This window comes from Marinomonas arctica (assembly GCF_003259225.1).
Classification (GTDB): domain Bacteria; phylum Pseudomonadota; class Gammaproteobacteria; order Pseudomonadales; family Marinomonadaceae; genus Marinomonas; species Marinomonas arctica.
Window position 1 is genome coordinate 110,573 of record NZ_QHJF01000016.1, and the last position, 12,422, is coordinate 122,994.

Below are 12,422 nucleotides of genomic sequence, written 5' to 3' on the forward strand. Positions count from 1 at the left end.
CTAATTGCATAACCAAAAAAAACAATAGCAGGTAATACATCGTGATTTTTAATAAACTGTCTCTAAAAGTGCAATTTGTCCTTGTTATTGCCCTACCATGCCTTGCTCTGTTTCTCGTCAGCTGGGCTGGATTACAAGGTCTGTCAAGCGTACAGGAACAAACCAAACAACTCGCTCAAAACACCAGCGCACCCATGCGCTCGCTTGCCGAAGTGGCCTCTCGTATTCCCCGCATGCGCGTCGGTATCGACATTATTTTATTGCAAGAAATCCCCGCCATGCAGGATAAAAAAGGGGTTATTACTCGCATAAAAGAAACGCGTACTGAAGACATTCCTGAAATGGACATGGCGTTAAAACAAGCGTTAGAGGCACAAGTAAATCCTCTCATGCGTGCAGAAGTGCAAAAAATTATCGACATTTTCGCTAAGGTCAAAAGCGATGAACTCGCTCCCATGCTAACCGCCATGGAAAATAACGACCTAACCACAGCACAAGACATATACAAAAACCAATACGCCAGTAGCTACGGCGTGATGCGCATCGCGGTTAATAAAATACTGGATGAATTATTAGAACAAGGCAAACAGGGTTACACCCAGAGTCAAATCAACTACGAAGCAAGCCGCAACAATATGATTATATTAATCGTCATTGCCTTATTTGCGTCTATTGTCTTAGCTTGGTTAATGTTACGTCGTCTTAACAGTCGCGTATCTTATCTTCAGCAACATATTTCCAGTGCCAGTGACAAGCTGGATCTTGGCACCGTCATCACACTGGATGGCAAGGATGAACTGAGCGACATCGCTCAACACTTCAATCAATTTATCGCCAAAGTGCGTACCGCGATTGAAAATGTGGCTGAAAACTCTCGCCAGCTCGCTCGTACGGCAAACGATGTCGCAGCCAAAGCCAAAGCGACACATACCAACTGTTTAAATGAACGTGACCGTACCACGCAAATTGCTACGGCGATTCATGAAATGGGCGCAACGGTTGAGAATATTGCAGAGAATGCTTCTCAAGCCGCAAAAGCCGCTCAAGAAGCAGACAAGCAAGCCCATCAAGGGGCTGGATTGGTCGCCCGAGCTCGCCAAGGCGTCAGCACACTGTCCACAGAAATTCAGCACATCAGCTCTGACATTGGCTCATTGGCAACACAAACAGACTCTATTGGTAGCATCCTCGATACCATCCGCAGTATCTCAGAGCAAACCAATTTATTGGCTTTAAATGCCGCCATAGAAGCCGCTCGTGCCGGTGAACAAGGTCGCGGTTTTGCCGTGGTTGCCGATGAAGTACGCAACCTAGCCAGTCGTTCTGCTGCTTCTACGGATGAAATACAAAAAATGATCGATCAGCTACAAGAGCAATCGGCCAAAACCGTTTCCACGATCAAAACCGGCCAAGACCAAAGCAATACCGTGGTAGGACAAGCCAACGAGGCCAACACCTCACTTGAGCAAATCACCAAGCATATTGGTCAAATCAGTGACATGAACATACAGGTGGCAACAGCCACCGAAGAGCAAGCGCTTGTGGTGAATGACATGAGTAAAAACGTCGAAGAGATTAACCAGCTCACCACGGAAACCTCAGAAATTGCCGATGAGCTAACGGCTTCCAGTAACAATTTGCAAAAACTCTCTGTCCAACTGGATAAATTGGTGACCCAGTTTAAGCTTTAAACTAGACAACCATAGAAACAAGAAGGGGAAGCCAATTGCTTCCCCTTCTTGTTTCTGCTCTACCGCTGATATGGAGCTAACTAGTTCTTATCATTAGCAAGACAAGCGGCCGCGGTAAACAACACATCGGTCGAGCTGTTTAATGCCGTTTCAGCGGAGTCCTGCAATACGCCGATAATAAAGCCCACAGCGACTACTTGCATGGCAATCTCATTGGGAATATTGAATAAGCTACACGCCAATGGAATCAATAATAACGAACCACCCGCCACGCCTGACGCACCACACGCCGACACGGCCGCTATCACGCTTAACAACACAGCCGTTCCAAAATCCAACGAAATACCTAGCGTGTTTACCGCCGCTAACGTCAACACCGTGATGGTAATCGCCGCGCCCGCCATGTTAATCGTCGCCCCCAGCGGAATCGACACAGAATACGTGTCTTCATCCAAATCCAAACGCTTACATAAATCTAAATTGACGGGAATATTGGCCGCTGAACTGCGAGTAAAAAAGGCCGTAACGCCGCTCTCTTTGAGGCACTTAAACACCAAAGGGTAAGGGTTGCGACGAATCTTCCAAAATACCAATAAGGGGTTAGTAATAAAGGCAATAAACAACATCGCGCCTATAAGCACCGCTAATAAATGCGAGTAGCCAAATAAAGCATCAAAACCCGTTGCAGCAATAGTACTGGCAACCAGACCAAAAATGCCAAACGGAGCCAAACGAATAATAAAAGACACCATGGCTGTGACACTGGTCGACAAATGATGAAGCAAAGCTTTAGTCGCCTCGGAGGAATGGCGCAACCCTAAGCCAAAACCAATCGCCCAGGTTAAAATGCCCACATAATTGCCTTGTACCAGCGCGTTAACAGGGTTATCAACCATTTTGAAGACCAAGGTATGCAAGACTTCATCAATACCTTGAGGTGCGCTCTGGCTCAAATCTGGAGACACCAAGTTCAAATGTGTAGGAAATACAAAGCTAAACATGACGGCCGTTAACGCCGCCACAAACGTGCCCGCAATGTAAAGCACGATCACTGGTCGAATATGACTCTGTTGAGCCTGTTTGTGATTGGCGATTGAGGCCATCACCAATAAAAAAACCAAAATGGGGGCAATGGCTTTTAAGGCTTTTACAAAGAAATCGCCCAACAAACTGGTGGACAAGGCGGTACTGGGTGAAACGTAAGCCAATACCACACCACAAAGAATTCCGATGGCAATGTGTAGTACCAAACTGCCGCGTAAATAGCGCTGTAACAACGATGGTTTTTGAGCAAATGTCATTAGAAGGGGGTCCATTGAAATTTTCGAGATCGCACCTTACTGCATACCAGCACAAAAATGAACCATTTTAGGGCGTTATTAAAGAAAATATCGCACTATATCAACCAAGTTAGCCTTTAACCGATCATTCAACTTTCTCATTCCTTGCTGAAATCACAACTTGTACTGCACTGACATTGGCCTCATATTGTTGGCATAAACATACTTTACTAAGGAATGAACATGTCGAATTTGTTAGCAAAATTAAACTGGCGCTATGCCACCAAAAAAATGGACACAAGCAAAGCCGTTGAGCAAGAAAAAGTAGATCGAATTTTAGAGGCCATTCGCCTAACCGCAACCTCAAGCGGCCTGCAACCATACGAAATCATCGTGGTGAAAAACAAAGCGTTGCGTGAAGCCATCGTGCCTCATGCTTGGAACCAAGCCCAAATCACCGATGGTTCTCATCTGTTGGTGTTTGCCGCATGGGACAACTACACGGAAGAACGCATCAACAAGATGTTCGACTTAGTAAACGACGAACGTGGCTTTAAAAACGAAGGTTGGGAAAACTATCGCCAAATGATCTTGGGCGCTTACCCTCCACGTGACGCAGAGGTGAATTACCAGCACGCGGCTCGTCAAGCTTACATTGGTCTTGGCACCGCATTGATTGCTGCCGCTGAAGAAGGCGTAGACAGCACGCCAATGGAAGGCTTCGACCCTGCTAAAGTTGACGAAATTCTCGGTCTAACTGAACGCGGACTGCGCTCTGTTATTCTACTGCCATTGGGTTATCGTGCGGAGGAAGGCGACTGGCTAAAAGATCTGAAAAAAGTGCGCCGAGCTAAAGAAGACTTCATCATTGAAATGAACTAGTGTGTTATTAAGATCAAATAACCTCTAAAACGCCAGTTCACTGGCGTTTTTTTATTGCTTGGTTGAACTGCGCAAAAATCGTGGAATCCACTCGCTAAGCAAAAAATAATGACCCAAGGACACTCAAAATTGCGTATCTTAATTCACACAAAACATTTTAACCGTACAAGGATAAAGCATGACAAGGTTTCTAGGGCTCCTTTTTATCACGCTATTTTTAAGCGCCTGCTCTTCAAACGATAATTGGCGAACCGCCAGCCGCGAACCCGCCGGAATCGCGCCATCGCCAGAAACAGAAAAAGAGGCCGTCATCGAATTTTACGCGGCCGATGCGTTTAGCTGGCGCGGCTGGTTTGCCGTTCATACCTGGGTCGCAGTGAAAGCTAAGAATGCCGCAGAATATACTGTTTATGAAGTGGTCGGATGGCGTGTAGAACGGGGCTTACCGGCACTGTACGAATACCAAACGGCCACACCAGATCGCTATTGGTTTGGCGCCAAACCAGAGAAAGTGCTTTCCATCACAGGTGAAAAAGCACAAACACTGATTCCTAAAATAGAAGACGCGGTAAAGCGCTACCCTTGGGCCAACGAATACACGGTTTTTCCAGGACCAAACAGCAATACCTTTCCCGCTTGGATTGGACTACAAGTCCCTGAATTAGACCTTGATATGCCTTTCAGTGCCATTGGCAGTGGCTACGCAGATAACGAGTAATTTTGCATTTTCACCCTTAATTTCCGAGGCGCTGACTGCCTCGGAAATTAAGTCCGTTTTTAGAAAGTCCGCATATTGACCCGCCCCAGTCCTTACGCTACGTTTTCCAGTGGCAAACGAGGAACACAAGTCTGTTCAACGATCCAACCAAAATAACAACTTAACTCGAACTTAACGGTGCGAGCCTCTCTCAAAAGGCAACTATATGGTCATGGATTTCTCTTTCGAAGCACAAAAAACACAGCAACGCCTGTTATCCGAATTGGATTTTAGTCCGCTCACTTCGCAACAAAAAACCACGTTCATCTCACGCTTAGAAACGAATTTTCAACCATTGTTTGAGCAAGTTTTTCCACTCTATCAGCACTGCTTTGATCTGCATTTTCACCTCAAAACCTTACTGCAATCTTTTATTGATTTTCAAAAGAAAAAACGCCCCGCACAAATCAAAGACAAATCAGAGTTTTGGTTCGAATCCAATCAAAATGTTGGTATTGCGGTATACGTTGATTTGTTAGCCGATGACCTAAGTTCTCTGATAGACAAGATTCCGTATTTTGAATCGTTAGGCATTAATTACGTGCATTTAATGCCACTGTATCTATCACCAGAAGGTAACAGTGACGGCGGTTATGCGATTTCAGATTATCGTACTGTGTCTCCTAATTTAGGCACCAACAAAGACTTAAAAGATCTCGCTGCCGCGCTGCACAAAAAAGGCATTCGCATGGTGTTGGACTTTGTGTTCAACCACACTTCCGATGAGCATCGTTGGGCCGAAGCCGCCAAATCTGGCGATAAAGAGTATCAAGAATATTATTACTTCATGGGCGAACAAGACGCCATGGAATACAACCAAACCGTACGCGAAATTTTTCCACAAATTCGTCGCGGTAGTTTTACCTATTTACCCGAATTAGACCGCCACGTCTGGACGACTTTTAACTCATTCCAATGGGATTTGAACTACTCCAACCCAGCTGTGTTTGTCGCCGTCGTAGAAGAAATGCTGCATCTTATTTTAAACGGCTGTGATGTCTTGCGACTCGATGCCTTAGCCTTTGTTTGGAAAGAAAAAGGCACAGTATGCGAGAACTTGCCGAAGGCCCACAATTTAATCAAGGCATTCAAAGCCTGCTTAGACATTGCCGCACCACAAGTGGTGTTTAAATCCGAAGCCATAGTTCACCCAGACGAAGTGAACAAATACATTGGTGCCGACGAATGCACCCTGTCTTACAACCCCTTGATGATGGCATTATTGTGGGAAAGCCTAGCGACACGTCAAACCAGCTTGCTTTATCAGTCCCTGGAGCGCAGTTTCAAGATCCCAGCACACACGACTTGGATTAACTACATTCGCTGTCACGACGACATTGGCTGGTTGTGGGACGACGCGCTCTCAGACCGTCTTGGTATCGATGGCATCGGCCATCGTCGCTTCTTAAACCAATTCTATACGGGACAGTTTGAAGGCTCTTTCGCGGCCGGCGTCCCCTTTCAAGAAAACCCAGTCAATGGCGACTGCCGAGTGTGTGGTACCTTAGCATCGCTGGCCGGTGTCGAAACCGCTATCGCCGCAGACGATCCGCTGCTACTGGATCATGCCATCAAACGTATTCGCGTACTAAACGGTATTAACTTCGCTATGCCAGGTATTCCATTGTTGTATCAAGGCGACGACCTTGGCGTGCTTAACAATAATGATTACTTAAATGATCCAACAAAAGTCGATGACAGCCGCTGGGTACATCGTAAGAAGCTCACCAACGACGATTTCGCGTTGGCTGAAGACATCAGTACCCCTCAGGGCAAAATTGCTCAGTTGATCCGAGAAATGATTCAAATCCGCAAAGCCAACCCACTTTTTGCGGCGCAAGAGTTTGAGCTGGTTTCTTTGGGCAGCGAACACCTATTCGCCTTTAAGCGACAACAAGGGGACAAGACACTCGTCGTCATCGCCAACATGAGCGAACACCTAATACCGCTGGAACGCCTTCCTCTTGGGAAATCACTCAGCGAATTAATGGGTCAAGACACCGCCATTAACTTACTCGACAAATCGTTGATTGATTTACCATCCCTGAACCTTATCGAGCCACTAGATGTACTTTGGTTAATCAAGGCTTAACGTTATATTGACTGTAAGCTTGATTTAACATGTAAAAAGCAAAAAAAAACGGACCGACGGTGAAGTAGGTCCGCTTTTTTGTGTTCAACATCACACAATCAGTGCTTCGCAAATTTCTCAATAGCTGCTTTATTCTGAATATCGACTAATTCACCAATATTGCTCAACTCACTTTTAACAATAGACCAAGCCTCATCAGCTTCTTTCGTCCTATTTTCGCTCAAAAAAAACGGGAGAAGGACTTTCTTGGGAAGCAATTCTAAGCTAGCCATACGATTTAAACGTACTTCATTACCATCAACCACTTCAAAAATTTCTTTTGGAGTAAGTCGATCACTTAGCTCAATAGGTTGAATTAGCTTTAATGGTTCGCCTTTTTCTCCTAATTGCGTAAAGTTATAAGTTGCTTCGAACCCACTTTTTGCAAACCTATGCTGCCTAAACGGTCTTTCTAGGTGCAATAAGTCTAATTGGGACCTTAAAAGGCCGCTGAGTTTTTGCCTACTTTTAGCCTGAGAACTTGAGCTGTGGCTAACCATACGAGCAAATATACTATCAAGTGTTCCGTCAATTGAGTCCGTTATAACGGTTCGAACTTCGCTAAAACGCAGCAAGGTTGCACGAGGCTTCACCAAGAAATCAAAAGCCTCTTGTGCGGTCATGTGATGGTGAGCTACTTGCTCTTGAATAAAAGCCAACTCTTTCTGATAAGAAGCCATGGCAAATTTAAAAACCTGCTTATCATCAATACGAAAAAATCTTGATACCCTAGCACCAATATCAGTAGTATCTAACTTGAACACAAAGAAATTATGGCTTTTTGAATAAAGAAGTACGCCCACATTGGCAAACTCGCCAGTTTCACTGTAGGGAGCAAAGCGTAGAACAACGTATTTGCAAGCATATTTTTTCATACAAAAAACCAAAAATCATCGTCAGTATAACGGCTTAAAGTGTTCTCTATTGCAACAAGATCAACATCTGCTTTAAGGGTGTTGATAGGTGAATCACTATACTGCCACTCTTCTGGCAAAGAACCAATAATGTTATTTAAATTAAGTAAAATATCCTCAACCTGTCCAATAAACTCGGCTCTAAACACCAAATCATTGAGCCATTTTTTGTTAATCTGATCATAAAAAAGATGATTTAAAGCATCACTTTTCGTGTATTTTTTATCAAAAGCATTATTGTGATCGATTACTCTAATACGCTTATCACTAACCAAAAGGTTCGTGTTATCACTATTTCTATCAGCATTTTTCACCCAATAATCAAAAAGGAAAATCTTTAACTTTTCCTCTTCAGTGACGATATGCTGCATCGTTTTAGGCTCAAACCACTGCGCCAACTGGATCTTCTTCGAACCAAAAATAGGGCCGCAACCTAGATCAAACTGAGTATCAAAATCTAATTCAAAATATAACTCTTCAGGTATTTCAACCAGCTCGTATTCTGCAATAGGAAGACCAAATGCCGTTGCTAAGTTAGCACATATCCACTCATTAATTTGACTCGAGCGAGGCAAGCCTTTAACAATAAAAGAATTCCCATCCTCATCCAAGCACTCATATGGATTGCTATAACCTTGTTCAACCTTTCCAATCACTTCCACTATCATTTTCACAATAAAGATCCCTCTAACTTGTAATAATCTAGTGCTTGGTCATACCCGGATTCGGTATAAAGTTAATCACCATTTCTTCCGCTTGCGGCGCACTGCTGTGCGGTTTATTGACGCGAGTCGGAATCTCGGTTGGCTGTGCTTGCACCACAGTCGACTGCTCATCCGTGTAACCACACACTATGCATTCGCGATATTGCTTTTCAACCTCATCATCGCGCCATGCACGAATCTTATCCATCTCACTACAACGAGGGCACACTGCCCCTGCGATAAAGCGTTTTACAGTCATAACCCTAGCCACCTTTAAAAAGTGACGCCCTTAACGACGTCATAAAAAAGCAGCGTCTCACCTGATAGCCATCAAGTGAGACGCTGCTTCCTTGAAAAAACAAAACCTACGCCGCGATGCCGCTGTGTCTCAATAAGGCATCGGTACTTGGCTCACGACCACGGAATTCCGCGAATAATTCTGCGGCTGGACGAGAACCGCCATTGGCCAATATGGTATCACGGAAGCGTGCACCGGTATCCCTATTGAAAATACCGTCCTCTTCGAATTTCGAGAAGGCATCGGCCGACAAGACTTCCGCCCATTTATAGCTGTAGTAACCCGCCGCGTAACCACCAGCAAAAATATGCGAGAAGCTGGTTTGGAAACGGTTAAACTCAGGTGGCGTTATCACGGCCACTTTGCTGCGTACGTCGTTAATAACGGATTGCACAGAAATGCCTTTTTGGTATTCCATGTGCAAACGGAAATCGAACAAAGAAAATTCAAGCTGACGCATCATCTGCATGCCCGATTGGAAATTCTTCGCCGCCAGCATCTTGTCTAACAAGTCTTGTGGCAATGGTTCGCCCGTTTCGTAATGACCTGCGATATGGGCCAGCGCCTCTGGCTCATAGCACCAGTTTTCCATAAATTGACTTGGCAATTCCACCGCGTCCCACGCGACACCGTTAATACCTGATACGGATGAAACATCCACTTGGGTCAACATATGATGCAAGCCATGGCCAAACTCATGGAACAAGGTGGTGACTTCGTCATGGGTTAACAAAGCTGGTTTGTTACCGATAGGTGGCGTAAAGTTGCATACCAAATACGCAATGGGTAGCTGTAAACGGTTGTCGCTCAAGCGACGACGAGTACGACAAGAATCCATCCATGCGCCACCGCGTTTTGCTTCGCGCGCGTAAGGATCTAGATAAAAGCGAGCAATGTCCTCACCGTCTTTGCTGATAGTGAAAAGTTGCAAGTTCTTGTTATAGCTATCAAATTCTTTTTCTTCGCGAATATCCACACCAAATAAGGTTTGTGCCACGTGAAACAATCCAGACAAAACCTTGTTCATTGGGAAGTAAGGGCGCAGCTCTTCTTGAGAAATACTGTACTTATGCTGACGCAATTTTTCTGCGTAGTAAGTCATGTCCCAAGCATTCAATGTTTCAACGCCATTTTCGTCTTTCGCAAACGCTGTTAGCTGTGCAAGATCTTGTTCTGCCGAGCTTTTTGATTTTTTAGCAAGATCTTCCAAGAAGTCGATAACTTGCTGTCCGTTGTCCGCCATTTTTGTCGCGACGGACAATTCAGCGTAGTTTTCAAAACCGAGAATATGCGCCATTTCATGACGCAATGCCAAAATCTCGTCGATCAAAGGCGCGTTATTGAATTTGATGTCGCCACCTTGATCTGAGGCGCGTGTGGCGAAAGCACGGTACATTTCTTCGCGTAACTCAGCGTTGTCTGCGTAGCTCATCACAGGCATGTAAGATGGAAAGTCTAAGGTAAACAGCCAGCCGTCTTTTTCTTTGGCTTCGGCCATTTGTTTCGCTTGCGCCAAAGCCGATTCAGGTAGACCAGACAGCTCGCTTTCGTCGGTGATTAACTTGCTCCACGCTTGTGTCGCATCCAACACATTCTCACCAAACTGACTACCCAACTCAGACAAACGTTGGCTAATCTCGCCATAACGTTTCTTGCTCTCGCCTTCTAAACCCACACCCGATAATTCAAAATCCCGAATGGTTTGCGTTAAGGCTTCGGTTTGTGCTGCGGTCAGAGTGTTGGCCGCATCGCTTTGCGCCAGAGTTTTATAGGCTTGGTACAAGGCTTTATTTTGCCCAAGATCTGTGTAGTACTGGGTCAGTTTTGGCAAACAAGCATTATAAGCGGCTCGCAATTCAGGTGTATTTTTGACTGAATTCAAATGGCCAATCGGCGACCAAAAATTGTTTAGGTCATCGTGCAATTGATCCAGTGGCAACACTAGGCTTGCCCATGTTGGGTGAGTGTTTTCACTGACACAAGCATCGATGGCTTCTTGATTGCGCTTTAGCAGTTGCTCTAGATCCGCTTCGATGTTCGCAACATCGACGTCGGTAAAATTCGGTAAGCTGGTCGCGTCCCATACAGACTGTGACATATCATGATATCCTTTTATATTAATTGAACGCTGTATTGCATTGATCAATACTATGCTTACTAAGATAGGTTGTCTTAATACTTTTTCAATGCATAAAACCCTATTGTGCTAATAGTTCCCTCATTTATTAACACATTTTACTAACAAGCTCCCTTTAAGAGAGAATTTATGGTGATGAAATCTTTCCGTGGTAAAACACCACAATTAGGCGACCGAGTTTGGGTCGATGACAGCGCGGTGCTTATTGGCGATGTCACCATAGGCGAAGACAGCTCGGTTTGGCCATTGGTCGCTATACGCGGCGATATGCACCGCATTCGCATTGGTGCGCGCACCAGCATCCAAGATAATTCTTGCCTGCATATTACCCACGCTAGCGCATACAAGCCAGAAGGTCATCCTCTGACCATTGGCGACGACGTCACAGTAGGTCATATGGCTATGTTACATGGCTGCACCATTGGCAGCCGAGTCTTGGTTGGCATGGGAACCACCATTCTGGATGGTGCGGTGATTGAAGACGAAGTCATTATCGGTGCGGGCTCTTTGGTACCACCGGGCAAGCGTTTGGAAACAGGCTTTATGTACATGGGGTCTCCAGTGAAACAAATCCGGCCACTTAACGACAAAGAAATCGAATATTTTCAGTACGCTGGATTGAATTACGTCAAATTAAAAGATGAATACTTAGCGGAGGCACAAGCGAGCTCAAAAAATACATAAAAAACACATTTGAAACGTAATAAAAGCCACACTCACAGCGTCTAAACACGACAAATACCGCGAGGCTGAAATGACTAACGCGCATCTTTCTATTGATAGGGACCATTCAGAGGCAGAAAACATCTTTCAAGATGCCGCTTTTATGGAAGCATTGCGTGTTCAGATGCTGAAATTTGCCAAACTGCAAGTACGAGACAGTCAATTAGCAGAAGACGCGGTGCAAGAAGCCATGTTGTCCGCTTATCAGCATATTGACCGTTTCGCGCGCCAAGCGGCATTTAAGACTTGGGTGTTTTCTATTTTAAAGAATAAATTGATTGATCTACTACGCAAAGAAAAGCGCCACACGGCTGCCAGCCAACTAGAAGAAGGCCCAAACCTAAGTGGTGACGCCTTGATCGAGCATCTTTTTGAAGAAAATGGCCACTGGCAGCAAGACGAGCGCCCTAAAAAATGGGATCAACCAGATCATAATGTAGAAAATGACGATTTTTGGCGTATTTTCGATGCATGCTTGGAGGCCTTGCCCGCAAAATATGGTCGGTTGTTTATGATGCGCGAATTTCTCGAAATGGATACGCCTGAAATTTGTCATAACGAAGAGGTGTCAGTAAGCAGCCTAAATGTCACCTTATATCGCGCTCGCCTGCGCTTGCGCGAATGCTTAGAAGATCACTGGTTTCAAAAGGAGACGTCGTAAATGATGAAGTGCAAACAAGCAACCCAAATGCTCTCTGAGAAGCTAGACCGCCCACTCAGTACCAAAGAAAAAATAAATTTGGCGATGCACACCGCCATCTGCTCACCTTGTCGCCAATTTGGTCAACAAATGGAGACTTTACGTACGCTGTCGCAAGCTTACACAAAAACAAAAGAATCCGATGAAAAATAATTTTCATTTTTTGTGTAATAAAGCCAAGATCTCTCACGTCAAAGACAATGTA

12 protein-coding genes are annotated in these 12,422 nt (G+C 44.9%); 7 read left to right on the forward strand and 5 right to left on the reverse strand.

Features of this window, described 5'->3' with window-relative positions; genetic code table 11:
• Positions 1-41 precede the first annotated feature (41 nt).
• Complete coding sequence (locus tag DK187_RS11340; RefSeq protein ID WP_204355620.1) at positions 42-1,691, forward strand: methyl-accepting chemotaxis protein; 1,650 nt, start codon at positions 42-44, stop codon at positions 1,689-1,691.
• Between the two features lie 80 nt (positions 1,692-1,771).
• Here DK187_RS11340 and sstT read toward each other — a convergent pair whose 3' ends face one another.
• On the reverse strand, positions 1,772-2,992 hold the full coding sequence (gene sstT / locus DK187_RS11345; RefSeq protein WP_162623498.1) for a serine/threonine transporter SstT: 1,221 nt from the start codon (positions 2,990-2,992) through the stop codon (positions 1,772-1,774).
• A gap of 222 nt (positions 2,993-3,214) precedes the next feature.
• Here sstT and DK187_RS11350 point away from each other — a divergent pair, with 222 nt between their 5' ends.
• From DK187_RS11350 to DK187_RS11360, 3 genes are all read left to right on the forward strand, one after another.
• Positions 3,215-3,853, forward strand: a complete 639-nt coding sequence (locus tag DK187_RS11350; protein ID WP_111607460.1) for an NAD(P)H-dependent oxidoreductase — start codon at positions 3,215-3,217, stop codon at positions 3,851-3,853.
• Between the two features lie 178 nt (positions 3,854-4,031).
• Positions 4,032-4,571, forward strand: a complete 540-nt coding sequence (locus DK187_RS11355) for a DUF3750 domain-containing protein (RefSeq protein ID WP_111607461.1) — start codon at positions 4,032-4,034, stop codon at positions 4,569-4,571.
• A gap of 211 nt (positions 4,572-4,782) precedes the next feature.
• A complete protein-coding gene (locus tag DK187_RS11360; RefSeq protein WP_223232277.1) occupies positions 4,783-6,702 on the forward strand; it encodes an alpha-amylase family protein in 1,920 nt (639 codons plus the stop codon).
• 98 nt (positions 6,703-6,800) lie between these two features.
• Here the strand turns inward: DK187_RS11360 and DK187_RS11365 are convergent, their stop codons facing one another.
• The 4 genes from DK187_RS11365 to prlC form a co-directional block, all read right to left on the reverse strand.
• Positions 6,801-7,616, reverse strand: a complete 816-nt coding sequence (locus DK187_RS11365) for a DUF3037 domain-containing protein (protein WP_111607463.1) — start codon at positions 7,614-7,616, stop codon at positions 6,801-6,803.
• Positions 7,613-8,323 carry a HipA family kinase gene (locus tag DK187_RS11370; RefSeq protein ID WP_308422563.1) on the reverse strand — a complete coding sequence of 237 codons (711 nt, stop codon included), beginning with the start codon at positions 8,321-8,323 and terminating at the stop codon, positions 7,613-7,615. Before DK187_RS11370 ends, DK187_RS11365 begins: the two co-directional genes overlap by 4 nt.
• Before the next feature lie 34 nt (positions 8,324-8,357).
• Positions 8,358-8,618, reverse strand: a complete 261-nt coding sequence (locus tag DK187_RS11375) for a YheV family putative zinc ribbon protein (RefSeq protein WP_111607465.1) — start codon at positions 8,616-8,618, stop codon at positions 8,358-8,360.
• Positions 8,619-8,724: 106 nt separating this feature from the next.
• Positions 8,725-10,755 carry an oligopeptidase A gene (prlC, locus tag DK187_RS11380; RefSeq protein WP_111607466.1) on the reverse strand — a complete coding sequence of 677 codons (2,031 nt, stop codon included), beginning with the start codon at positions 10,753-10,755 and terminating at the stop codon, positions 8,725-8,727.
• Between the two features lie 168 nt (positions 10,756-10,923).
• Here prlC and DK187_RS11385 point away from each other — a divergent pair, with 168 nt between their 5' ends.
• From DK187_RS11385 to DK187_RS11395, 3 genes are all read left to right on the forward strand, one after another.
• Positions 10,924-11,478, forward strand: a complete 555-nt coding sequence (locus DK187_RS11385) for a gamma carbonic anhydrase family protein (RefSeq protein ID WP_111607467.1) — start codon at positions 10,924-10,926, stop codon at positions 11,476-11,478.
• A gap of 70 nt (positions 11,479-11,548) precedes the next feature.
• Positions 11,549-12,178: an RNA polymerase factor sigma-70 gene (locus DK187_RS11390; protein WP_111607468.1), complete on the forward strand. Its 630-nt coding sequence runs from the start codon at positions 11,549-11,551 to the stop codon at positions 12,176-12,178.
• The gene (locus tag DK187_RS11395; protein ID WP_111607469.1) at positions 12,179-12,370 is read left to right on the forward strand and encodes a zf-HC2 domain-containing protein; all 192 of its coding nucleotides are present in this window, start codon (positions 12,179-12,181) and stop codon (positions 12,368-12,370) included.
• The last annotated feature ends 52 nt before the right edge of the window (positions 12,371-12,422 follow it).